Below are 22,698 nucleotides of genomic sequence, written 5' to 3'. Positions count from 1 at the left end.
GTCAGTGAAACTTCTTTGCCAAGGGCCGCGTCGTGTCGTAGGGTGTGGTTTCAATAGACAGCAATGAGATTTTATTAGATGGGACTCCCTGAGTTCTCGTCACGACTGGGAAGGTTAGGTGTCTGGTGTCGACGTTGACGCGCGCCCGATCCGCTGAGCTCTTCGAACGCGCTTGCAGCCTCACACCAGGCGGGGTGCACTCCAACGTACGGCTGGCCAGCCCTCCGGTCTTCTTCGAGCGCGGCAGCGGCGCCTGGCTGTACGACACCGACGGCCATGACTACGTCGATTACCTGCTCGGCCAGGGCCCCAACTTCCTTGGGCACGCCCCGCCGTCGGTTACCGAGGCCGTCGCCCGCGAAATGCGGCGCGGCTCCGTGTTCGGCGCACAGCACGTGCTGGAGAATCAGGCGGGCGAGTTGCTGCTCGACAGCCTCGGCTGGGCTGACAAGGTGCGTTTCGGCGTGACCGGCACCGAGACAGACCAGGCGGCGCTCCGCCTGGCCCGGGCCGCCACCGGGCGCACCAAGTTCGTCCGCTGCGGCGGCGCCTACCACGGCTGGCTGGACAACGTGCTGAGCACCACCGTCGACGGCCAATCCGAACCGGCCAGCGCGGGTCAGCTGCCACATCACCTTCAGGACAGCTACGTCGTTCCGTTCAACGACGCCGCCGCGCTCGACACAGTGCTCACCGAGCATGACGACATCGCGGCCGTGATCGTGGAGCCGGTCATGTGCAACACCGGCGTGATACCTCCGGTTCCCGGATATCTCGAGAACGTCCGCCGGCTGTGCGACCAGCGCGGCGTCGTGCTGATCTTCGACGAAGTCATCACCGGCTTCCGCCTTGCCCTCGGCGGAGCGGCAGAGCGCTTCGGCGTCACGCCGGATCTCGCGGTCTACGGCAAAGCCATGGCCGGCGGCTGGCCGGTGGCCGCGCTGGCCGGCAAGGCCAGTCTGATGGACATGCTCGCAGGCGCGGTCACCCACGCGGGAACGTTCAATTCGTCGATCCCCGCCTGCGCCGCCGTCATCGCGTCATTGAGCTTGCTCCGCGAGCATCCGCCGTATGCCGGTGTCGAAGCACACGGATCCAAGCTGATGGAGAGCATCGAGAAGCTTGCCGCCCGGCACGGGGTCCCGCTCCGCATCCAGGGGCTGCCGGCAGCTTTCCATGTCTCGTTCGGCGACTCCGAGGTCATCCACGACCACACCGGCCTGGCGAAGCTCGACCTGGCGGGTTACGCCGAGTTCGCGAAGACACTGGCCAACCACGGCGTCTGGGTTGCGCCACGGGGCGTCTGGTACGTGTCGGCCGCGCATGGGGACGACGAACTCCGGGCTGCCACTGAGCGCATCGACGCCGCCCTCGCGAGCCACGCCGAGCGCTAGCACCGGACAACTGGCCGGCTCACTCCATGAAAGACACGTTACATTTGATTAATGAATCGCTCATTACATCTGATGACACGGCTACCGTCTATTCGAAGGATGTGCATGGCGTGCATGCCGAGCTAGTCGCTGAGCGCGATGGCCCGCGCACCGTCCTCGGTGAGAGCCCACGCTGGGACGGCGACACATGGTGGTGGGTCGACGCCACCGACGGGGTGTGGTGCCGCCGCCCGGGTGGACCGGCCGTCGCGGTATGGCAAACAGGTGAGCGCACATCACTGGTTCATCCCGAGCGAAGCGGGGGCGTTGTCGTGGCTCGGGGCACGGACCTGTATCTCCTCCGGCAGGGAGCCGACGGCGAATGGCGCCCGCTCGGGCCATGGTGTGAGCTTCCCCTCGAGGACGGCTGGCTGGTCAACGACGGCGTGGCGGATTCTCACGGACGCCTGTGGATTGGCGCCATCGCCCCCGATCGGGCCCCGCTGGCGGGCGTCCTCCTGCGGATCGAGCCGGACGGCGTCGTCCACGAAGCGGCCGACGGCTTTACCCTGACCAACGGGATGGCGTGGGGCCCCGGGGAGAAGCGGCTCTACCACGTCGACACAGGAGAACGCACCATTTGGGCTCACGAAGTCGACAGCCGCTCCGGCCGGGTGCTCGACCGCGAACCATTCCTCGATTTCGCGCGGGACGACGGCCTGCCGGACGGTATCGCGATGGACACCGACGGCGGGATCTGGGTGGCCATGTACTCGTCCGGCCAGATCCGCCGGTACGACGCCATGGCCATGCTGGATGTGGTGATCGACCTCGACACCCCGCAATGCACCAGCGTCGAGTTCGGCGGACCGGACGGCCGCGACCTTCTCATCACCACAGCACGCGAAGGGTACGACGAATCACGAAGCGCCCGCGAACCACTGGCCGGCAGGCTGTTCCAAGCCCGCACCCGGCACGCCGGACTTGGCAAAGCCAAAGCCGCAGTCGAGACGGGGACGTTCAAATGACAGCCGCACGCCTGACTGACCGGGTTGCCATCGTGACCGGCGCCTCACGCGGTATCGGCGCCGCCGTCGCACGCGCTTACGCCGCTGAGGGCGCGGCCGTGGCCGTGGCACACGAACCCCGCCCTGAACCGACCGAACAGGCCGAAAAGCTGGCGGCCGAACTCGCCGCCGCTGGTGCTCACGTCCTCCCGTTGGCAGCAGACCTGGCCGACCCGGACGCGGTGGAGCGTTTGGCTGCCGTCACCCGATCGGAGTTCGGCGGCATCGACATCGTCGTCAACAACGCGGCGGCGTCATCACGCGCCCCGTGGCACGAGCTCACGGTCGAGGAATGGGACCACGTTCACCAGGTCAATCTGCGTGGATCCTGGCTCCTGACCCGCGCGGCCTACCCTGATCTGCGCGCCAGCGAGCACGCCTGCGTCATCAACGTCACGAGCGTCATGGTCGAGACCGGTCAGCCCGGGGCCGTGCATTACACCGCCAGCAAGGCCGGCATCGTGGGACTCACCCGCGCGCTGGCACGGGAGATGGGCGGCGACTCGATCCGGGTGAACGCCGTGATGCCGGGCGCGATCCGCACCGAGCACGAAGCCGAGGTCGCCCCCGATCCACAAGCGGTCTTCGAGCGTATCGTCTCGGCGCAATCACTCAAACGCCGCGGATACGCCGACGATCTCACGGGTGCGTTCGTGTTCCTCGCCAGCGACGAGAGCTCGTTCATCACCGGCCAGGTGCTGAACGTCGACGGCGGCTGGGTCCACTACTAACCACCTCTCCCCATGATCATGAACACTTGGTAACCAATATGGTCACCAAGTGTTCATGATCATGGGGTTACCAGCGCGCGTCGTTCCTGGTGAAGCCGGGCTGGAACCTCTGCATGTAACCGGTGTCGTCGCGCTCCCGGATGCCACAACGCACGTAGTTCTCGTGCAGGCGAGCCAACGCGTCCCGGTCCAGTGACACACCCAGGCCAGGTGTGGTCGGCACCGGCACCGCGCCACCGGTGAACACCAGCGGGTTCGCGACGACGTCGACGCCGTTCTGCCACGGCGTATGTGTGTCCGCGGCATACGACAGATGCGGCGTGGCCGCACCCAGATGTGTCATCGCCGCCAAGCTGATTCCGAGGTGGCTGTTCGAATGCATGGACAGCCCGAGACCCCAGGTCTCACAGATGGCAGCCAGCTGAGCGGACATCTTGAGCCCGCCCCAGTAGTGGTGATCGGCGAGGACGACGCCGACGGCGCCCTGTTCGATCGCCGACGGCAGGTGGGCGAACTCCACCACGCACATGTTGGTCGCCAGGGGCATCGGCGCCCGCTTCGCGACCTCGGCCATCCCGGCGATGGTGGGCGTCGGGTCCTCGAGATACTCGAGGAGCCCATCTGTCTCCTCCGCCACCTTGACCGACGTCTGGACCGTCCATGCCGTGTTCGGATCGATACGCAGCGGAAGCGCCGGGAATGCCGCGCGTAGCGCGCGGATGGCAGCGATCTCCCGTTCCGGCGGGAACACACCACCTTTGAGCTTCACCGACCCGAATCCATACAGTTCGATCATCCGCCGCGCCTGCTCGACGATCCCCTCAGGATCGAGCGCCTCGCCCCACTCGTCCGGCTCGGCGCCCGGGTGAGCCGCCCACTTGTAGAAGAGGTAGGCCGAGAACGGCACCGTGTCGCGAACCCTGCCGCCAAGCAGATCGCTGACCGGACGGCCGATGGCCTGGCCTTGCAGGTCCAGCATCGCCACCTCGAACGGAGAGAAGGCGCTCAGTTCGGTCTTGCGCTCGCTCGACCCGCCGGTCAGCCCATGCCGATCCGCCGCGGCTGCGCCACCGACGACGCGTGCGACGCGTCGGCGCAACTGGGCGAGATCGAAGACATCCAATCCCGGCAATTCGCCCGCCACCTGGCGGAGCCGATCTAGGTGTCCCGCGTCGCCGTAGCTCTCCCCCAGCCCCACCAAGCCGTCACCGGTACGTATCTCGATAATGCTGCGCAGCGCCCACGGCTGGTGCACCCCGGCGACGTTGAGCAGCGGCGGATCGGGGAACGCGACCGGAGTGATGTCGACGCCGGTGATCTCCAGCGCGCTCATCCGATGACCTTCCGGCCCTGTTCGATGATCGCCGCCAGAGCGCGCACGTCCTCATCCGCCGGTTCCACCAGCGGTGGGCGCACGCGACCCACGTCGAGCCCAGCCAACCTGGCTCCGGCCTTGGGCAGCGCCACCGCATAACCACGCACCTTGTCCCGCAACTGCTCTAAAGGCACATAGAAGTCGGCCAGCAGCCGGTGCGCCAGGTCGTCGTCGCCTTCGGTGAAGGCCCGGTAGAAGGCCACCGAGATATCCGGCGCGAACGCGAGGACGGCCGACGAATAGCCGGCGATGCCGATAGCACGGTAGGCGTAGGCGGACAGCTCAGCCGTCGGCTGGCCGTTGAAGAACGCGAAGTCCGGGCCCCGCGGATGTCCACTGGTGCGTATGGCCGTGACCAGCCGGGTCATCAGGTCCACGTCGCCGTGACCGTCCTTGATTCCGACCACCTGCGGCACATCCAGCAGTGCGACGGCGGCAGGAACATCGAGGATGGCGTTGGCCCGCTGGTAGACGACGACCGGCACGGTGCTAGAGCGGGCAACGTAGCGAATGTGCTCGAGCAAGCCACCCGGGGTGCACGCCACCAGGTACGGCGGCAGCAGCAACACACCGTCGGCGCCGGCCTGCGCAGCCGCCACGGCGAATTCGCGAGCCAGCTTCGGCCCGCCACCGATACCCGCGAATACTGGCACCCGGCCCGCGCTGACACCCACGGCCGTCGAGACCACCTCTCGGTACTCCGGCAGCGAGAGGGCGGTGAACTCGCCGGTGCCGCAGGCCACGAACAGCGCCGACGGACCGGCGTCGACCTGCTGCGAGATATGGTCCGCCAACACGTCTAGATCGACGGCGTCGTCGGCCGTGAAAGGCGTCAGGGGGAACGACAGCAGGCCGTCGATACGCACTCAGAACCTCCGTGTCCACATATATGGACAAAGTCTTGATATATGGCAGGCTTGCACTTATAAGGTAGGTGGGAGGACCGCTGCTGGTCAACGGCTCGTGTCAGCGCCGCGATCGCCCACAGCCGGCGTGCGCCGCAAGCCGGAGAAGGAGTTGTTCATGGCTGACGCACCTGCCGATGCCGCCGTCGTCCCGCCGGACGGCCGCGGAGTCAAGTCCGCCGGGCGGACGGTGAAGATCCTCGAAGCGCTGGCCGGCTCCCGCCACCGCGTCACCATGTCCGAGTTGCAAGCGATCACCGGTTATCCCCGATCCAGCTTGCACGCCCTCATCCGCACTCTCCGCGACCTCGGCTGGGTGGAAGCCGACGAGACAGGCTCGGCTTTCACGGTCGGCCCGCGGGCGTTGCTGGCCGGAACGTCGTACCTCGACAAAGACCCCGCCCTGCCGCACGTCCACGCGACTCTCGAAGACCTACGCGATGAGCTCGGCTATACCTTCCACTTCGCCCGGCGCGTCGAAGCGAACGTGCTCTACCTGGCCAGTCGAGAGGCGCGCGACCACACGCGAACCGTCTCCCGGGTAGGGCGGCAGCTCCCGGCTCATATCACCGCCCTGGGCCATGCGCTCCTGGCCGAGCTCACTGAGCCGGAGGTCGACGCCGTGTTGCCCGACCCGCTGATCGCCCACACTCCGAACACCATCACCGATCGCGCCATGTTGCATCGGCATCTCGAGTCGGTGCGCACGAATGGATGGGCCGTAGAAAGACAGCACGGAACCATCGGCGTCGCCTGCGTAGCCACCGCAGTCGGGTACCGCATCCCCGCCACCGACGCGATCAGCTGCTCCATGCCCGCCGGCCTCGCCAGCGATGCCGAGGTCAGCCAGATCTCCCAGACGCTTGTCTCGCGTGCACAGGCGCTCGCCGCCCGTCTGCGCCGGGAGGGAATCCGATGAAAGGAATCGCCAGGTGACCGGTGCCGTCCAGACCGTCGTTGTCACCGGAGCGTCCGGACGTATGGGGCGCCAGCTGCGTCCCAAGCTGGCGAGTCCTGGCCGCCTGCTGAGACTCGTCGACCTGGTGCGGGCCGACGACGCCGGCAGCCGTGCCGTCGACGAGGAATTCGTGTCCGCCTCAATCACCGACGCTGCCGCCATGGCCGACGTCTGCGCGGGAGCCGACGCCGTCATTCACCTGGCCGGGGCATCGGCCGAGTCCGATTTCGGCACCGTGACTCAGCTGAACATCCACGGCACCCACAACGTATTGGAGGCCGCTCGGCTGGCCGGTGTAAAGCGAGTGGTGTTGGCGTCGTCGCATCATGTGGTCGGCTTCACCCACCGCACCGACGTGTCGGAACGTTTGCCGGCCGGCACACCTGCCCGGCCGGACACGCTGTACGCATGGAGCAAGGCCGCCCTCGAGACAGCCGGGCAGCTCTACGCCGACCGGTTCGGCCTGGACGTCACTTGCGTGCGTATCGGCACCTTCCGCCCGGTGCCGCTCACCCATCGCGACCTTTCCTGGTGGCTTTCCGTCGGCGACGCCACCCGGCTCTTGGAAGCGTGTCTTGCCAACCAGCAGCCGGGCTTCCGGATCGTTTGGGGCGTGAGCCGGAACACCCGCGGATGGGGCTCACTCGACGAGGGCGCCGCCATCGGATATCTCCCGGTCGACGACGCCGAGGATTACCTGGACGCGATCGTCGCCGAGCACGGCGAGCCGGACTTCGTCTCCGATCCGACACTGAACCGTGCCGGTGGTCCGTGGTGCGACATTCCGCTGGGTGTGCCTCTGCGCAAGACTCGCCGGTGAGGTAGTGCGTTCGGCACGAGCGGGCGCGAATAACAGGTTGCCCTGAGGCCTTTCGTTCATCAGGATTCCGGACATGGAACTCGTGGCTACGCTCCCGGTCTTCGTTCTCGCCGTGATATTGATTTCAGCGTCGCCGGGACCAGCGATGGTGCTCGTGGTGCGGCGCGCCGCGGAAGGCGGCTTCACCCGGGCCGTGCCCACCGTTCTGGGCCTGCAAACAGGCCTGTATATCTGGGCGCTGCTGGCAGCCGGGGGGCTGGCCGCGCTGGTCGCCGCGTCAGAGGCGGCCTTTGTGGTGCTCCGGGTGCTCGGCGCGGCGTTCCTGCTCTACCTCGGAGTCAAGGCGTGGCGTTCGGTGTGGAAAAGCCGCGGTGCCGTGCCCCGGGAGGACATCCCGGCCGGCGCTGGGCAGAGTCAGTGCCTCGCCTGGTGGAAGGCGTTCGGCGAGGGCCTCGTCGTGATGCTCGCGAATCCCAAGGCCGCGGCCTTCATGGTCGCCTTCTACCCACAGTTCGTACCGGCTGATCAGCCACTGTTCGCCACCACCGCGGCGTTGGCGCTGCTTCAGGTCGCCATTGAGATCGGTATATACCTCGGACTCGCCAGCGTCGTCGGGCGAGCCCGCGGGTGGTTCACCAGCCCGGCCGTACGCCGCAGGCTCGAGGCGGTCACGGGCACCGTCTTCGTCGCGCTCGGGCTCAGAGTCGCCATGGCGAGCCGCTAACGGCCCCAGAACCGGTCAACGTGCGGGGCGAGGTCTGCCCAGCCCATGATCACGCGCCCAACCGCCGGTTTCCGGCACCGACTGCGCCGACACCGTCTCCGGCGGCTCGTCGTCGCGTTCGTTCTTCTCGTGCTCGGCGACCTTCTTGCGAAGATACTCGATCTCCCGTCTGCGTTCCTGTACCTGGCGGAGCCCGACGGCGAGCACAGCCAGGCCCGCCACCAGGAGCAGCCCGGCCGCAAGCCCGCCGACGAAGACAGCCCAGACAGTGGACTCCACGCTGAAGCCGAGGGCCTCGATGGTCACCGTGCCGCCGCCCTCCACCACCACGGTGGCAATCAGCGCGATCACAGCGGCAAGGAGAAGTACCGCGAGGACGATCATGACTCAGCCCTCCATATTCGGGCAGCAACGGTGGCGACGAGCACCGGGAGGTGCCGGCCGCGCGCCAGCAGCCTGCTAGTCCGCTTCACACCAACATCATTACCGGTGTGCCGCCCGAGCAAACCCCGGGTTGAGCGGCAGCCAGGGCGACGCCGATCCCTCGCGGACATATCGCCGCGGAGGTCAGCACGGGCACAATGACGACGTGCAGAAGCGCCACCGTGTTCGCGAGGTCGTCAACTGGGTCAACTTGTCCACGCCACTCGGGTTGCTGGTCAGCGTTATCGGCAGAGCACAGATCGAACGCGGTGAACACGGTTTGTTCCTGGCCAGGCACTACCGCTTCCCGCTGCCTCCGGCCCCCGCCTTCACCGTTGGCAACGTGATCCTCGTGCGCCTCGACGAGGCGAAGCTGGCGCGTCGCCCGCGGTTGCTGCTTCACGAAGAGCGCCACGCCACGCAGTACGCCTGGTGCCTAGGCCCGGCCATGCTGCCCCTATACGGCCTGGCGGCGGCCTACTCATGGTTGCTGACCGGCGATCCCGCATCCCGGAACGTGTTCGAACGCCGCGCCGGCCTGAAAGACGGCGGCTACAAGGAGCGACCGCTGCGCCGGGTCTTCCGGGTAAGGGGCGAGTGATCAGGCGGCTGGCCGCCCGCGCCACGTCCTTGACGTGTATCAGCGATACAGCACAGTGCTCACTCTTTGCGTCCGGTGGCCGCCAGACCGACGCCGAGGCCGACCATGGTGAGCCCCGCGGCGCCACCGACCAGGTCAAGCCTTCTCGGAGAACGGGCGAACCAGCCGCGGACCGTCCCCGCGGCCAACCCCCACATCGTGTCCAGCGTCAGCGCGACCACGCAGAAAATCGCGCTGAGAAGCAGCATCTGCACGCTCGCGTGCCCGCGAGCCGGATCGACGAACTGGGGCAGGATGGCGGCGAAGAAGATCACTGTCTTCGGGTTGGTCAAACCCACCACGAACCCCTCCCACCAGGTCCGCCGTCCACCGATCTCGCGCCCACCTGCCTCGAAGGCCTCCCGGAGTGCCCGACGGTGCCGAATGGCCTGAAATCCGAGGTTGACCAGATACGCCGCACCGAGCAGCTTCATGACGGTGAACACCACGATCGACGTCTGAACAATCGCGCCGACGCCCACCGCTACCGCCGCAGCCAGCACGAACGTGCCCGCGGTACCGCCGAGCACAGTGGTCACCGCCGCCCGCCGGCCGTACGCCAGGGCCCGGCTGATCACGAACAGGACCATCGGCCCGGGAACCACGATCAGCACAAAGGATGCGGCGGTGAACGCGAGGACGAGATCAGGCGCCACCATCCGGCTCACTCTAGACGATACGCAGCGGCTTCAGGCCCGCGCTCGGCGCTGCCCTCGCGTCACCGCGCCGAGGGCCATGGGTCAAGCGCCGGCAAGACACGCCGCTGGCCATCGACGAAGGCCACCGGCATGCACGCTGGCACACGACCGGCGAGCCACATGGCGATGTCGTGTATGTCCCCATGGACGGACACATACGGAGGCGTCGACGGCGCATCCGGTGCTCGCCACGGCTCGTGACCATTCGGCCGCAACTCGACCGTCGTCCCCGAAGGCAGTCGGGGTGCCAGGAACTCGAACAGGTGGCGGCAGAAGGTCTCGCTCCAGGTGTCGGCTCCGATCCCGGCGTCGAGGTCGACCAGGTGGATTCGTGTCTCCCTCCACCAAGCCAGAGCCACCCCGAACACTGTTCCCTCGCGGTAGCTGACCCGCTGATCCCACAAGGCTGAGCCGGGCGGCGGCCACGTCTGTTCCAGCCGGTCGAACACTCGCGCGAGACGTTCCTGGTGTTCGGAAGCAGGTAGGACCGCACCCGCCTCGATGGCAGCGTTGCGACCTTCGCGTCCACCGTCATAGAACTCGACCAGCTCAGCCCGGGCAGCGTACTCCACTTGCCGGGCCGCGGCGTCGCCCACATTGGCGATGTGGGCCAAGACGTGACCGCGCGACCATCCCGGCAACGCCGATGGGGCATTGACGAACTCATCGTCCACAGCGGCCAGCACGTCACGCAACACCCCGCCGGCCGATGCGCATTCTTCCAGCACCACCTCAACGTCCGGGGTCACGGCCACAGTCTCCGCTTCCGCCAGGTTCCGGCTGGCTTGTCGTAAAGCAGCCGGATGTGGGCACGGTCATGTGAACCTTGCCAGAACTCGACCGACGCCGGCTGAACCCGGTAGACCGTCCACGACGGCGAGACGATCTCAGGGTCGGCCGCCACTTGCTCGGTCGCTCGTGCCAGTGCGCTGCGGTACTCGGACTCGTCGCCCAGCGTCTCGCTCTGCCGTCCGACCAGGGTGGCCGCGCGTGAGTCCGCCGGGCGGGCACGGAAGTCGCGAGCATTGGTGGCGGCATCCATCGGGGTCGCGGTGCCCCGAAGCCGGATCTGGCGCCCCTGCTGCACCCAGAAGAAGGTCAGCGCGACGCTGGCGTTCGCGGCGATGTGCCGGGCCTTCGGGCTGTCGGCGTGCGTGGCGAACGACCACCCCGAACTGTCGGCGTCTTTCACGATCAGCACCCGTGCCGCGGCCCGGCCGTGACCGTCGACGGTCGAGAGCGTGACCGCGTGCGGGGCCGGGACACCGGCGTGGATCGCGGATTCGAGCCACACACCGAACAAGGTCACGGGGTCTTCCGGCGCGCTGTCCGGGTCGAACTCCGGCATGGCGGCAGGGAAGACCGGCAATCCACGCAGCAAGTCACGTGTGTTGGTCTGACTCGGCACCTGAATTCCTCTCACGAGCATCGGGGACAGCCGCGGATGTCTCGAGCATGTCGAGGAGCCCCTCCACGGCACGGGTCAAGGCTTCTGGATCACCGAGCGCCCGGCTCAGCACATAGCCGCCTTGTACGGTCGCCACGGCTGCGTACGCCCGGCGACGAGCCTCCGCGGACGACGTGTCAGGGAGGTCGGCGAACACCGCTTGGATCATGTCGATCAGCGCGGAAAAGTATTCTTCGACAGGTTTCCTGAGCACCTGATGGTCGACCACGTGCTGTTCGTACACAAGCCGCCCTACACGGCATCCCCGCAACGCCGCCCGAGGCCGCGACAGGTAGCCGCGCAACTGCTCAACCGGGGTTTCGGCCTCACCCAGCGAATTCCGGACCTGGGACAGCGCCTCCGCCGCGGTGGCGGCGATCGCGGCGGAGGTCAAGTCTTCTTTGGAAGGGAAGTGGTGGTAGAAACTGCCCTGCCCGACACCACTGGCCGCCATCACCTGGCGCGGGCTGGTCACGGCGACACCCTGGCTCCAGAAGAGCTCCTGCGCCGCCGCGATCAGTCGGTCACGGCTGCCCGCTCCACCTGGCTGGCCGGCCGGGCGGGCCGAGTCTCCAGGGATCTGCTGATTCATCCCGCGACCGTACCATACCTACCTCCAGGTATGTCCGCACTGTCGTCGTGAGAGATGAGATAAGCCCCCACCCCCTCGCACATGTTTCGCAATTGACTGTTTCGTGACCGAATCCGCTGTTTGCAAGACGCGTCGGGCATTTGTCAAGGACACTGTCACGTGGTTGTTCCGTCATCGAGCTGCCGGCAGTAAAGGAGTCTGATGTGACCGCCAGCACCAGGGTTTCCCGAATCATCGTGTCTGCCGCTTTGACGTGCCTGGCGGCTTCGGGCGTGGCCACACATGCGACGGCCGGCGACGCCACTCCGGACGACACCGCGTCGGTGGAAGAGCTGAAGCTGGCCAACGCATGGGTGCCCCAGAACCAAGATTTACGCTTCGGCGCCGTACCGCTGGGCTACGTCCGCGACGCTGCCGCACAAGCCGCCGACCAGGCCTCATGCTCCATCTCACACAATGCCGCCACCGCCTTGGTGATCGCCATGACCTGGCCGGAAGTCGCACCGTCCGGAGCGGCTCCGTCGCCGATGACACTCTCGAGATACGACACCCAGTCCTCGCTGGGGGATCCGCAGAACCGTGCTCCCGGCCTCTGGTTCCATCCGGGTATCGGCATGTGGCAACTCGACTCGGCTGGGCTCGGCACGGACTACACCGCCGCCGAGGCCATGGATTCGCGGTACGCGGCCAACCGGATGGCGCCGTTCATCGTCAACAAATATTGCACCCGGATCAACAGCGGAGCGTCGCCGGCAGCAGCCCGATCACACGCGTGGACCGACTGGGTGGCCTGCCGCCAAGGAGCATGCGAAGACACATACCAGCGCGCACTGAGTGGCGTCACCGCGGTCGACGGTGTGGACCGGCGCGGCGGCACCGAGATGCGCCGTTGCTGGTACCGGGGCGCAGCCCATGACTGCGCCTTCGTCGACCCGGCCAAAGCCCAGGGATCGGCCTGGTGGGCCGCACCGGGAGGCGGGCGCTCCCCCATCGCCGCACCGTTCTACGTGATCAAGCTGGAGGGCAGCAACACCACCGAGTTGCGCTACTGGCTGTCCCAGGATTCAGGCGCCAATACCGACGTGGAAGCCAGACGCCCGTTCGGCACCAACGCCCGCGGTGGCCTGACCTGGAATACGGGCCCCGGAATATGCGATCTGACGGCCCAGCGCGGCGATTGTTGACACACCGGAGCTCGAGCGGCGGCGCATCGCCCGATGCGCCGCCGCGGAAAACTGCTGTACACGGCTGACAACGGTCGTGTACTGTCGCCAGCATGTGATTTCTCCTGATCGCGACGCCGTCCATGCGGACCGGTTCGCGTCTTCGCCGCCCTGCATGTCCACCGAGCATCGGCCCATCGCCGTGGCTCTTTGGCAGACGTAGCGGTCTGGCCAGTGCTCACAAGCACCTCAGGAGGTCCCCAACCATGTCTTCGCCGAACCAGCATTCCAGCGATTCCACGAGCGCACCGTCGAACCGCGCCGCCCGCCGCGCCAAAGGTAAGGGCAAGGCCGGCGCCGAACAGCCATCCCTCGACCGCAGAGGTGGTCCGCTGAGAGACAGTCAGGTCAAGGCGCAGCCCAAGCTCAAGGGCCGCCGGGGCAACCGCTAGCCGCTTGATCGACCCGCACTCAGGTGCCGAAGTGCCGACATCGCGGTGGCAACAGCAACCGCGATGCCGGCACATCGAGACAGGACCTTTCAGCGGCCGAATCCGAACGTCAGCACCGGCGGCACCGCACCAGCACGGATGTGATCGAGCACGAGGCTTTCGTGCGGAACCATCGGCACCGGCAACTCGCCGAGGGTGAACCATCGCAGGTCCGCGGCCTTCTCCGGCTCCACGAGCCTGGGCGTCCCCGACCATTCGCGGCATTCGAAGAAGAAGTCCACCCGTTCGTCGACCGGCAGGCCCGTACCGCCGGTCCGGTGCATGACACACAAGGGCTTCAGCTGCGAGAGGTCCACGGCCAGCGCCAGTTCCTCACCCGCTTCGCGGCACGCCGCCTCGAACACCGTCTCCTTCGCTTCCACATGCCCGGCCGCGGCCATGGCCCAATGGCCATCCATGTACCCGGTGTTCTGGCGCAGCTGCAGCAACACCTCATCGCCGGCGGCTCCGCCCCGGAGGAACACGATGTAGGCCGCAGGCACGACCAAGAAGCGTTCTGTCACCCCCCGAACCCTATCGCCGCGCCAGCGCTCGCTGGCGACGCCCGCCCGGCATGCGCATGAGCTGCCCCTCCCCGCCCACGAGGCAGCACGGCGTGGAATCCCCTGCCTGCTAGCGACAAGCCCGAGCTTGGCGGCACCGAGAATGCAAATGCGCAACCCATGAGTTGCACTAAAGCACCGGACGTGCAACCATGTGATTGCACTTAGAACTTACGAAGGAGACTGACGGATGCAAGACAGCATCGAACGCGAGGTGGTGGTCCGGGCGCCTATCGAGCGAGTCTGGGCGGTACTCACCGAGCCCACCTACGTCGGGCGGTGGTTCGGCCAGCATGCCGAGTTCGACCTCCGCGAAGGTGCCCCGGCCCGGTTCGGCTGGGATGAACACGGCTGGTTCTCCGCCCGGATCGAGAAGGTGGAACGCCCGCACCTGTTCAGCTTCCGCTGGGCCGAAGACCCCGATGTCGCACTGGAAGACAGCCCGTCCACCTTGGTGGAGTTCACCCTGACCGATGCCGGCGAGGGCACCCGTGTGCATGTGACCGAGTCCGGGTTCGCGTCCTTCCCACAAGCGCGTCACCGAGTGGCGCTCGACGACCACATCGAGGGCTGGCGCATCGAACTCGGCGACCTGGTCGCACTGCTCGACGAACTCGACGGGGTGGTGGCGCCATGACCATCACCCGGCAGCACTCGCCAGAGTCGGTCGTGTTCTTCGCGATGGCCGACGACACCCGGCGCGAGCTGTTCCAGACACTCATCCGCAACGGCGGTACCAGCGCCAGCGAGCTGGCCCGCGGCCTGCCCATCAGCAGGCAGGCCGTAGGCAAACACCTAGAGGTGCTCAGCGAGGCACGGCTCGTACGCCCCCGCCGAAGCGGACGCGAGGTGCGCTACGAGCCGCAGACACAAACACTCAAGGAAGCATCCCAATGGCTGAACACGCTGGCCCGCCAATGGGACCGACGTCTCGACCGGCTGGCCAACCTGGCCGAATCAGGCCTTCACGACAATCCAGATGAGGAAGCATGACACCCACGTTCTCCGGCAGCGCCAACATCGCCATGAAGATCCCCCACTCCGACTACGCCGCCACGCTCGCGTTCTACCGCGACACGCTCGGCCTCCCGGTGGTCAAGGAAGACGCGTCCAGCACGCCGACCGTCTCCGAGACCTACAAGGTCCAGTTCGGGCCGATCACGCTGTGGCTGGATCGCGTCGAGACCTACAGCCAGACAGACCTGTGGCTCGAAGTCCACACCGATGACGTCGACGCCGCGACGGCACGGCTGGACAAAGCGGGGATCACCACCTGTGACGAGATCGAGCCCTTCGTCGGCGATTCCGGCACCCATTGGATCAAGAACCCGGCCGGCGTGGTGCACCATCTGGCATCGAGTTCCGCGGCACCGGCCTCGTAAGCTCCCGCAGCCCGCCCGAACGGCCCCGTGTACAGCGCGTCTGCTGATAGCTTGGGCTTGTGGGCGTACGCGTCGAGAAGACGGACCTGCCGGGCATCGGGGTCCGGCACGAGATCATCACAGCAGCAGGTCGACGCGTCGGCGTCATCACCCATCACGACGGCCGGCGCGACCTCCTGTTCTTCGATCCCGAAGACCCCGACTCCTGCAAGGCGTCAGTGCCGCTCGACAACGACGAAGCCGGTGCCATCGCGGAGATCCTGGGCGCATCCGTGATATTCAGCCAGCTCGCCGACCTCAGGCTGCAGGCCGAAGGCGTGCTCACCGAGCAGTTCCCCATCCCAGCCGGGTCCCCCTTCGCCGGACGCCCGCTCAGAGACACTGCGGCGCGCCGGCACACCGGCACATCCATCGTCGCCGTCCTGCGCCAGCAGAACGTCACGGCCTCCCCGGGGCCCGAGTTCGTCTTCGAAGCCGGTGACATCGTCGTCGCCGTCGGCACCAGAGACGGACTTGATCAGCTCGCCCAGCTTCTCACCGACGGTCCGGCCTGACCCGGGTGCACCGTGCATGAGACCACGATGCTCCTGATCGAGGTCGGAACGCTGCTGCTCGGCCTGAGTTTCCTGGCCCGGGGCGCCCGCCGCGCCGGACTGTCGCCGATCCCGCTCTATCTGCTTGCCGGCCTCGCGTTCGGCCACGGCGGGCTGTTGCCGCTTTCCGCAAGTGAGGAGTTCTTCGAAGTGGGCGCCGAAATCGGCGTCATCCTCCTCCTGGTCATGCTCGGCCTCGAATACTCACCCAGCGAGCTCGTCACCAGCCTCCGAAAATCCGCTCGATCCGGTGTCACGGACGCGCTGTTCAACGCTGTGCCCGGGGCCGCCTTCGCGCTCCTGCTCGGCTGGGGACCGGTGGCGGCCGTCGCGCTGGGTGGCGTGACGTGGATTTCGTCGTCGGGCGTGATCGCGAAGATGCTGGGCGATCTGGGGCGACTGGGTAACCGCGAGACGCCGGTGATCATCTCGGTGCTTGTCATCGAAGACCTCGCGATGGCCTTCTACTTGCCGTTGCTCACCGCAGTGGCGATAGGCGCCACGCTGGTTGAAGGAGCCACGACGCTGGCCATCGCCGTCGCCGCCGTGCTCACCATCCTCTACGTCGCGCTGCGCCACGGTCAGCTGATCTCCCGGCTGTTCTCCGCCAAAGACGCCGAGTCTCTCCTGCTGGGAGTGCTCGGCCTGACGATGCTGGTCGCGGGTGTTGCCGAGAAGGTGAACGTCTCCGCCGCGGTGGGGGCGTTCCTCGTCGGCATCGCTGTCTCCGGTCAGGTCGCACACCAGGCCACTCAGGTACTGACGCCGTTGCGCGACGTCTTCGCCGCGGCGTTCTTCGTCTTCTTCGGGCTGGCCACCGACCCACGTGACATCGCTCCGGTGCTGCTGCCCGCGTTGGCCCTCGTCGTGGTGACGACTGGAACCAAGATCGCTACCGGCTACATCGCCGCGCGGAGGGCCGGGATCGGCGTTCCGGGCCGGTGGCGAGCCGGGCTCGCGCTGACGCCGCGAGGCGAGTTCTCGATCGTCATCGCAAGCCTCGCCGTGAGCGCTGGCATAGAACCACGGCTCGCTCCGCTGGCGACGGCATACGTGCTCATCACGGTGGTAGTCGGGCCTGTGCTGATGCGCCTCACCGACTCGCCCCGATTCAAGGCGGCCGTGCGTCGCCACGCCCGCCCGACACCCTAGCGCCGGCCCCGCCGCGGTGATCATCAGTACGCTGTGGTCGTCACCCCGCAACCACAACGCACTGACGATCACCCCACAGTGACCACAGCATACTGATGATCATGGAGGGTTTCGGGGGACGCCTGGCGCCACGCGGGCTACAAGATCGGCGGTCAGGCGCCGTGGCTCATCAGCTCGCGGCGCATGTACCCCGTCACAACGGTGCCCAACGAAATCCGGTGAGGGAAACTGGGGACATGGCTGTCAGTGGTGGGTCGATCCTCAAAGGCGTGGTGATCGTCGTCGTCATCGTCGTCGCCCTGCTCGCCATTCTGTGGCTGACGCAGCGCCGGCTCATCTACCTGCCCGACAACTCAGCGGTCCCGCCCGCGGCCGACGTGATCCAGGATGCCGAAGATGTCACCCTGACCACGACCGACGGCCTCGAACTAGGCGCCTGGTACATCCCGCCGCAGGCTGACGAACGCAACGTCACGGTGCTCGTGGCCAACGGCAACGGCGGCAACCGTGCTAGCCGCGCGCCTCTGGCCGAGGCCCTCTCAGAGGCCGGTTTCGCGACGCTGCTGTTCGACTACCGAGGCTACGGCGGCAACCCCGGCGACCCGAACGAGGACGGTTTGGCGCTGGATGCCCGGGCCGCGTACAACCATCTGGTCGACGACCGGGGCGTGTCGCCGGATCAGCTGCTCTACTTCGGCGAAAGCCTGGGAGCCGGGGTGGTCAGCGAGCTCGCCACCGAGCACCCACCTGCGGGCCTGCTGCTACGCTCCCCGTTCACCGATCTGGCCGAGGTGGGGCAGCGGCACTATCCCATCGTGCCGGTGGGACTGCTGCTGTGGGATCGCTACCCGGTCGCCGAGCACGTCAGCACCGTGGACGTCCCGACCACCGTCGTCTACGGCACCAGCGACTCGATTGTCCCGCCCGGGCTCAGCCAAGATGTGGCGGCTGCCGCCGCCGGCCCCGTTGAAGAAGTAGACATCGAGGGCGCCGGGCACAACGACAGCGTGATGTTCGGTGGTCCGGAAATCGTCGACGCCGTCGTCGGCCTCGCTGAGCGGGCCACTACGCCCTGAACCGTCGAGCCAACGGACCGGTAACATGACCGCTAAACATCGGATGACTCTAGGAGCGGGCTCATGGGCGATCTGGATGGCCTGGCAGCAGTGGTGACCGGGGGCGCGTCGGGTATAGGCCTGGCCACCGCGGAACATTTGACCGGACTCGGCGCCCGGGTCGCCGTGCTCGATCTCGATCCCGACGACGTCACCGGCCCGCTGATCGGCTTCCGCTGCGACGTCGCCAGCCGCGCCTCCGTCGACGACGCCATCGGTGCGGCGGTCGCGGCGCTCGGGGGTATCGATATCGTCGTCAACAACGCTGGCATGGGTGCGATCGGCACCGTCGAAGACATCGACGACGCCGAGTGGGCCCGCCTCTTCGACGTCAACGTCACCGGTATGGCGCGGGTCGGCGCAGCCGCGTTGCCACACCTGCGGGCCTCCCGGCATCCCGCCATCGTCAACGTATGCTCCATCGCCGCCACGGCGGGCCTGCCACGGCGCGCCCTGTACTCGGCCACCAAGGGAGCCGTTCTCGCCCTCACCCGCGCCATGGCAGCCGATCACATCCACGAGGGCATCAGGGTCAACTGCGTCAATCCCGGCACGGTGGACACACCGTGGGTCGGCAGGCTGTTGAACCAGGCGGCAGACCCCGAGGCAGAGCGCGCGGCGCTCAACGCCCGCCAGCCGACCGGCCGGCTCGTCCACGCCGACGAGGTCGCCCACGCGATCGGTTATCTCGCTTCACCGCGAGCGGGTTCGACGACGGGCACCAGCCTCGCAGTGGACGGTGGCATGCAAGAGCTACGGCTGCCCAGGACTTCGTAGCGGCGGCCCCGCGACGGAGTCCAGTTCAGCCGCGCCAGAGGAGCAGCAGCGCGCGGTCGTCGGCATCTGATGACGCGACTGCGTCGATGAGTTTTCGCGCACCGTCGCGGAACCCCTTGGTCACCAGCCGCTCCGCCTCGCCCTGCAACTTGTCGATACCGTCCGCCAGGTCACGCCGGGGCGCCTCCACCAGGCCGTCGGTGTAGAGCATGAGAGCGTCACCCGGCCGAAGCAGACCCGAGCTGGGCTCGTACACGTCCTTCTCGAAGACACCGAGCAATCCGCCCGTGGCATCCAGCGTGGCCCATCGGCCGGAGCCGGACTGATAGTGAATGGCCGGCGGATGTCCGGCGGAGCGCACCTCGAACCTCCCGGATGTCAGATCGACGACGGCGTGCACCGCAGTGGCAAATCCCTCCGACCAATTCTGCCGAAGCAGATATGCATTCGCCGCCGGCAGAAACTCAGCCGGCGGCAGCGAACCAAGCAATCCGCCGAAGGCTCCCGAGAGCAGCAACGCGCGGGTGCCGGCGGCGTGCCCTTTACCCGACACGTCCACCAGCGCGACTTCGAGCACCAAACCCTCCGACGAACGCGCGGCCACCAGAAAGTCGCCGGAGAACTCTGATCGACCAGCCGAGCGGTGGACCATCTCGATCCCCCAGTTCGGCGGCACGGGCGGCAGTTTTCCGTGCGCGATCAGCCGGTCTCGCAGATCCACCAACATCGATTCCCCCGTGGTGCCCGTCACGCCGAGCCGGGCGCGGGACCGGGCCAACCCAAGGGCGACCACGGCGGTGACCAGGACGACGAGGGCCGCCCCGAGAAACCTCCCGCTGAAGTCACGGGCCAGGCCGGCGGCCAACAAGCAGCCGGCTGTCACGACGATGAGCCAGCGCAGCGAGGCAAGTGAGAGCACTATGCCTCCGAGCAGGACCGGCACGACGAAAACACTCGCCGAAAGCGCATCCGCCCAATTCACGGTGGCGAGTCCGAGCGCGAGGGTCAGCGTGACCAAACAGCCCAGGAGTACCGGCTGATGTGCCAATGAGTAGTTGACGCCGTGGCCAAGCCGCCGCAACACGGGACCGACGAACCCGAAACGGTTGGTCGGCATGACATTCACAGTACGTGACACTAGTGGCATTCCCACAGGTGCAGAACCCACTTGGCTATCTGGACAGGTATTCGCCGTCTACTGTTGCCGACTCGGTTCTTGGCAATTCGGACACCAAAATAGATTCCGGGCGGCCGCCTCGCGGGTCCGGATCTCAGTACCGCATAGGAAACACGGCAAACCAGTTCGCCGATAGACGTAAACCTCCCCGCCGTGAGCATCGACCCGCGGTGGTCTCCCCATGGCATCGGGTTCGTGTTCCGGCCGGACAGTGTCGATCCGGCCCGTCCGCACCCCATGGTTCATCAGTTGCACGAGGTCTGCCCAAATGCCGCTCAGCACCACGGGGTCCACGTCCCGGCCAGGCGTCGCGGGGTCGAGCCCGGCGCGGAACAGCACTTCGGCCCGGTAGGCGTTGCCGACCCCCGCCATCACCTTCTGATCCATCAGCAAGACGGCGATCGGCGTTCTGCTACGGCTGATCCGCCGCAACGCGTGCGCCGGATCGTCACCACGGATCGGGTCCGGCCCCAGGCGCTCGTGCACAGCCAGCTTGTCGGTGTCATCCACCAGCTGGCAGCGCGTCGGCCCGCGAAGATCGGCATAGGCCGTCGCCGTCGCCAGCCGCATCCGCACTTCTCCCCACGGTTGTTCAGCCGGGCCGGGCGAGATCCGGAACTTCCCATACAGGCCGAGATGTACATGAACCCAGCGTCGTTCCGTGGCCGCGCCGAACCCTAGGAACAGATGTTTGCCGTGAGCGTCCGTCGTATGAAGAACGGTGCCGTCTATCACCGCGGCGCCGGAGCTGAACCGTCCCTGCGGGCTACTCACCTCCACCACGCGCCCGGCGAAGGTGGCATGCAGGTCACGGGCGAGCCGGTGGATCGTATGCCCTTCGGGCACGTACTGTCCTTTCTATGGCTAGCCGGGAAGCACGTGACGAACAACGACTCGATCAGGTCGATCGCCGTTCACAGGTCAACGTGTCACGCGCCACGCGCGCCCGAGACGTGTCCCGGCCCGACCCGAAGACGCTGGCGGAAGCGCTCGAGAAGCTCGAGTCCAACGGCGTTCAGCGATTCAAGCCGGTGGAGACGCCGTCGTTGACACCGGAGTCTCGGCCGGCCCCGGCAGCGGAGGAAGCTCCCCCGACTCCTCGTAGCGACTGAGCATCAAGATCCGGTTGGTGTGCCGCTCCTGCTGCGAATAGGCCGTATCCAGGAACACCTCGACGAAACGCGCGACGTCGTCGACCGGATGCATCCGAGCGCCGATGGCGACCACCCGTGCGTCGTTGTGCTCTCGCGCCAGTCTCGCGGTGTCTTCCGACCACGCAAGCGCGGCACGAATACCTTTGACCTTGTTCGCCGCCATCTGCTCGCCGTTTCCCGAGCCTCCCAGGACCACACCCAGGCTGTCCGGCTCGGCCGCCACGGCTTCGGCGGCGCGTAGACAGAACACGGGGTAGTCGTCGAGGGCGTCGTACACGAAGGGGCCGTGGTCGATAACCTCATGCCCGGCCCCCCGAAGCACCTCCACGAGGTGGTTCTTGACGTCGAAGCCGGCGTGATCGGTGCCAATGTGGACTCGCATGCCGCCTACCTTAGATGTCGAGCCCTCCGAACCGGTCTCGGGTGCCCCGCCCCCTCGCCACCCTCCGCTAAATGATCATGTTTGGTGGGTTTTCTCGCGCGTCACCATGCCTGCAGGCACCTCAAGGCACGAGGAAACCCACCAAACATGATCATTTAGGCGCGCGGGTGCCCCGTGGAGGTTGGGTGGGTAGGCCCGGCGGCTGCCGCGGTCAGTCGAAGATAGGGTCGCGGGTCCGGGTCCGCTTGAGTTCGAAGAACCCGTCGTAGGAGGCCAGAGTCACCACCGCATCCCAGAGCCGGCCGGCTTCCTCCCCCTTCGGAGCGGGCGTGATGACTGGGCCGAAGAACGCATACCCGCCTACGGCGATCACCGGGGTGCCAACCTCCATCCCGACCTGATCCATGCCGGCATGGTGGCTCTTCTTGAGGGCGTCGTCGTAGTCTTCGCTATCGGCATAGTCTGCCAGCCGAGCCGGGAGGCCCACCTCTTCCAGCGACTCGCGGATCACACCCTCAATGTCGTCCTTCTGCCCGCGCAGATGAATGCGCTCGCCCATCGCGTCGTACAGCGGCTTGATGTACTCGTCACCGTGCAGCTCACTCGCAGCCGTGATCACCCGCACCGGACCCCAGCTCTCGGCCAGCAGGCGGGCATAGCCCGAGGAAACCTCGCGGTCCTGGTTCAGATACCCCAGAGACATGACATGCCAGCTCACATGGATCGGGCGGACCTTCTCGACCTCGAGGATCCACCGCGAGGTGATCCATGCCCACGGACATCTCGGATCGAACCAGAAGTCGGCCGATTGTGGCTCCTCCCCTCCGGCTGCGGCCGGGGAAACGTCGTTCTGTCCAGTGGAAAACGTCACAGCACACCTCTGATCGTCACGAAACCATCACCTCACCAGGATCACCAGCGCGGGAACGCCGTCGGTTCCTCCATCGCCGTGTCCCTACTCCGTCCAACCACACCGACGGTCGCCGGATTCCACGC

Annotated in this window: 28 protein-coding genes; 16 read left to right on the top strand and 12 right to left on the bottom strand. The window is 66.9% G+C overall.

The features are described 5' to 3' along the window. Positions 1–125: 125 nt before the first annotated feature. The 3 genes from F7O44_RS17335 to F7O44_RS17325 all read left to right on the top strand — a co-directional run bounded on the left by F7O44_RS17335 (position 126) and on the right by F7O44_RS17325 (position 3,171). Complete coding sequence (locus F7O44_RS17335; RefSeq protein WP_162451548.1) at positions 126–1,394, top strand: aminotransferase class III-fold pyridoxal phosphate-dependent enzyme; 1,269 nt, start codon at positions 126–128, stop codon at positions 1,392–1,394. Positions 1,395–1,504: 110 nt separating this feature from the next. Beyond that, a complete protein-coding gene (locus F7O44_RS17330) occupies positions 1,505–2,401 on the top strand; it encodes an SMP-30/gluconolactonase/LRE family protein (RefSeq protein WP_162451547.1) in 897 nt (298 codons plus the stop codon). Beyond that, positions 2,398–3,171 carry an SDR family NAD(P)-dependent oxidoreductase gene (locus F7O44_RS17325; protein ID WP_162451546.1) on the top strand — a complete coding sequence of 258 codons (774 nt, stop codon included), beginning with the start codon at positions 2,398–2,400 and terminating at the stop codon, positions 3,169–3,171. Before F7O44_RS17330 ends, F7O44_RS17325 begins: the two co-directional genes overlap by 4 nt. Before the next feature lie 67 nt (positions 3,172–3,238). Here the strand turns inward: F7O44_RS17325 and F7O44_RS17320 are convergent, their stop codons facing one another. Further along, positions 3,239–4,504 (bottom strand): glucarate dehydratase family protein, encoded by a 1,266-nt coding sequence (locus tag F7O44_RS17320; protein ID WP_162451545.1) that lies wholly within the window; start codon positions 4,502–4,504, stop codon positions 3,239–3,241. Beyond that, positions 4,501–5,412: a 5-dehydro-4-deoxyglucarate dehydratase gene (locus F7O44_RS17315; RefSeq protein ID WP_162451544.1), complete on the bottom strand. Its 912-nt coding sequence runs from the start codon at positions 5,410–5,412 to the stop codon at positions 4,501–4,503. Before F7O44_RS17315 ends, F7O44_RS17320 begins: the two co-directional genes overlap by 4 nt. Positions 5,413–5,569: 157 nt before the next feature. Here F7O44_RS17315 and F7O44_RS17310 point away from each other — a divergent pair, with 157 nt between their 5' ends. The 3 genes from F7O44_RS17310 (at position 5,570) to F7O44_RS17300 (ending at position 7,953) form a co-directional block, all read left to right on the top strand. Next, positions 5,570–6,370 (top strand): IclR family transcriptional regulator, encoded by an 801-nt coding sequence (locus tag F7O44_RS17310; protein WP_162451543.1) that lies wholly within the window; start codon positions 5,570–5,572, stop codon positions 6,368–6,370. A gap of 13 nt (positions 6,371–6,383) precedes the next feature. Further along, positions 6,384–7,229, top strand: coding sequence for an NAD-dependent epimerase/dehydratase family protein (locus F7O44_RS17305; protein WP_222851449.1), 846 nt, complete (start codon positions 6,384–6,386; stop codon positions 7,227–7,229). Positions 7,230–7,302: 73 nt separating this feature from the next. Then, positions 7,303–7,953 carry a LysE family translocator gene (locus F7O44_RS17300; RefSeq protein ID WP_162451541.1) on the top strand — a complete coding sequence of 217 codons (651 nt, stop codon included), beginning with the start codon at positions 7,303–7,305 and terminating at the stop codon, positions 7,951–7,953. A 15-nt stretch (positions 7,954–7,968) separates the two neighbouring features. Here the strand turns inward: F7O44_RS17300 and F7O44_RS17295 are convergent, their stop codons facing one another. Further along, positions 7,969–8,337, bottom strand: coding sequence for a hypothetical protein (locus F7O44_RS17295; RefSeq protein WP_162451540.1), 369 nt, complete (start codon positions 8,335–8,337; stop codon positions 7,969–7,971). Positions 8,338–8,542: 205 nt separating this feature from the next. On the opposite strand from F7O44_RS17295, the gene F7O44_RS17290 reads away from it, so the two are divergent. Next, on the top strand, positions 8,543–8,977 hold the full coding sequence (locus F7O44_RS17290; protein ID WP_162451539.1) for a hypothetical protein: 435 nt from the start codon (positions 8,543–8,545) through the stop codon (positions 8,975–8,977). Positions 8,978–9,036: 59 nt separating this feature from the next. On the opposite strand, the gene F7O44_RS17285 is transcribed toward F7O44_RS17290, so the two are convergent. Genes F7O44_RS17285 through F7O44_RS17270 form a run of 4 tightly spaced genes read right to left on the bottom strand, consistent with a single transcriptional unit; the run spans position 9,037 to position 11,753 of the window. Next, positions 9,037–9,675 carry a LysE family translocator gene (locus F7O44_RS17285; protein WP_162451538.1) on the bottom strand — a complete coding sequence of 213 codons (639 nt, stop codon included), beginning with the start codon at positions 9,673–9,675 and terminating at the stop codon, positions 9,037–9,039. Positions 9,676–9,734: 59 nt separating this feature from the next. Next, positions 9,735–10,463, bottom strand: a complete 729-nt coding sequence (locus F7O44_RS17280) for a maleylpyruvate isomerase family mycothiol-dependent enzyme (RefSeq protein ID WP_162451537.1) — start codon at positions 10,461–10,463, stop codon at positions 9,735–9,737. After that, entirely contained in the window at positions 10,460–11,122 is a 663-nt protein-coding gene (locus F7O44_RS17275; RefSeq protein WP_162451536.1) for a pyridoxal 5'-phosphate synthase, read from the bottom strand. Before F7O44_RS17275 ends, F7O44_RS17280 begins: the two co-directional genes overlap by 4 nt. Beyond that, positions 11,097–11,753: a TetR/AcrR family transcriptional regulator gene (locus F7O44_RS17270; protein WP_162451535.1), complete on the bottom strand. Its 657-nt coding sequence runs from the start codon at positions 11,751–11,753 to the stop codon at positions 11,097–11,099. Before F7O44_RS17270 ends, F7O44_RS17275 begins: the two co-directional genes overlap by 26 nt. 203 nt (positions 11,754–11,956) lie before the next feature. On the opposite strand from F7O44_RS17270, the gene F7O44_RS17265 reads away from it, so the two are divergent. Together F7O44_RS17265 and F7O44_RS17260 are read left to right on the top strand one after the other, a co-directional pair. After that, positions 11,957–12,937, top strand: coding sequence for a hypothetical protein (locus F7O44_RS17265; RefSeq protein WP_162451534.1), 981 nt, complete (start codon positions 11,957–11,959; stop codon positions 12,935–12,937). A gap of 245 nt (positions 12,938–13,182) precedes the next feature. Then, positions 13,183–13,368 carry a hypothetical protein gene (locus tag F7O44_RS17260; protein ID WP_162451533.1) on the top strand — a complete coding sequence of 62 codons (186 nt, stop codon included), beginning with the start codon at positions 13,183–13,185 and terminating at the stop codon, positions 13,366–13,368. A gap of 89 nt (positions 13,369–13,457) precedes the next feature. On the opposite strand, the gene F7O44_RS17255 is transcribed toward F7O44_RS17260, so the two are convergent. Continuing rightward, positions 13,458–13,931 carry an NUDIX domain-containing protein gene (locus F7O44_RS17255; protein WP_162451532.1) on the bottom strand — a complete coding sequence of 158 codons (474 nt, stop codon included), beginning with the start codon at positions 13,929–13,931 and terminating at the stop codon, positions 13,458–13,460. A 229-nt stretch (positions 13,932–14,160) separates the two neighbouring features. On the opposite strand from F7O44_RS17255, the gene F7O44_RS17250 reads away from it, so the two are divergent. The 7 genes from F7O44_RS17250 (at position 14,161) to F7O44_RS17220 (ending at position 18,989) form a co-directional block, all read left to right on the top strand. Next, positions 14,161–14,607 (top strand): SRPBCC family protein, encoded by a 447-nt coding sequence (locus F7O44_RS17250; RefSeq protein WP_162451531.1) that lies wholly within the window; start codon positions 14,161–14,163, stop codon positions 14,605–14,607. Next, a complete protein-coding gene (locus F7O44_RS17245; protein ID WP_174255952.1) occupies positions 14,604–14,963 on the top strand; it encodes an ArsR/SmtB family transcription factor in 360 nt (119 codons plus the stop codon). The genes F7O44_RS17250 and F7O44_RS17245 overlap by 4 nt, the downstream gene beginning before the upstream one ends. Then, positions 14,960–15,352, top strand: a complete 393-nt coding sequence (locus tag F7O44_RS17240) for a VOC family protein (protein ID WP_162451530.1) — start codon at positions 14,960–14,962, stop codon at positions 15,350–15,352. Before F7O44_RS17245 ends, F7O44_RS17240 begins: the two co-directional genes overlap by 4 nt. A gap of 59 nt (positions 15,353–15,411) precedes the next feature. Next, on the top strand, positions 15,412–15,906 hold the full coding sequence (locus tag F7O44_RS31955) for a cation:proton antiporter regulatory subunit (protein ID WP_162451529.1): 495 nt from the start codon (positions 15,412–15,414) through the stop codon (positions 15,904–15,906). 12 nt (positions 15,907–15,918) lie between these two features. After that, on the top strand, positions 15,919–17,097 hold the full coding sequence (locus F7O44_RS17230; protein WP_162451528.1) for a cation:proton antiporter domain-containing protein: 1,179 nt from the start codon (positions 15,919–15,921) through the stop codon (positions 17,095–17,097). 236 nt (positions 17,098–17,333) lie between these two features. After that, positions 17,334–18,173 (top strand): alpha/beta hydrolase, encoded by an 840-nt coding sequence (locus F7O44_RS17225; protein WP_174255951.1) that lies wholly within the window; start codon positions 17,334–17,336, stop codon positions 18,171–18,173. Between the two features lie 63 nt (positions 18,174–18,236). After that, complete coding sequence (locus tag F7O44_RS17220) at positions 18,237–18,989, top strand: SDR family NAD(P)-dependent oxidoreductase (RefSeq protein ID WP_162451527.1); 753 nt, start codon at positions 18,237–18,239, stop codon at positions 18,987–18,989. 25 nt (positions 18,990–19,014) lie between these two features. Here F7O44_RS17220 and F7O44_RS17215 read toward each other — a convergent pair whose 3' ends face one another. The 4 genes from F7O44_RS17215 to F7O44_RS17200 all read right to left on the bottom strand — a co-directional run bounded on the left by F7O44_RS17215 (position 19,015) and on the right by F7O44_RS17200 (position 22,573). Further along, positions 19,015–20,106 carry a PP2C family protein-serine/threonine phosphatase gene (locus F7O44_RS17215; protein WP_162451526.1) on the bottom strand — a complete coding sequence of 364 codons (1,092 nt, stop codon included), beginning with the start codon at positions 20,104–20,106 and terminating at the stop codon, positions 19,015–19,017. Positions 20,107–20,184: 78 nt separating this feature from the next. Further along, positions 20,185–21,012 (bottom strand): Fpg/Nei family DNA glycosylase, encoded by an 828-nt coding sequence (locus F7O44_RS17210; protein ID WP_162451525.1) that lies wholly within the window; start codon positions 21,010–21,012, stop codon positions 20,185–20,187. Between the two features lie 177 nt (positions 21,013–21,189). Then, positions 21,190–21,702 carry a ribose-5-phosphate isomerase gene (locus tag F7O44_RS17205; RefSeq protein ID WP_162451524.1) on the bottom strand — a complete coding sequence of 171 codons (513 nt, stop codon included), beginning with the start codon at positions 21,700–21,702 and terminating at the stop codon, positions 21,190–21,192. A 211-nt stretch (positions 21,703–21,913) separates the two neighbouring features. Next, the gene (locus F7O44_RS17200) at positions 21,914–22,573 is read right to left on the bottom strand and encodes a mycothiol-dependent nitroreductase Rv2466c family protein (protein ID WP_162451523.1); all 660 of its coding nucleotides are present in this window, start codon (positions 22,571–22,573) and stop codon (positions 21,914–21,916) included. Between the last annotated feature and the right edge of the window lie 125 nt (positions 22,574–22,698).

The organism is Phytoactinopolyspora mesophila (assembly GCF_010122465.1).
In the GTDB taxonomy this organism is placed as follows: domain Bacteria; phylum Actinomycetota; class Actinomycetes; order Jiangellales; family Jiangellaceae; genus Phytoactinopolyspora; species Phytoactinopolyspora mesophila.
This window is presented reverse-complemented; position numbering and strand designations above follow the sequence as displayed.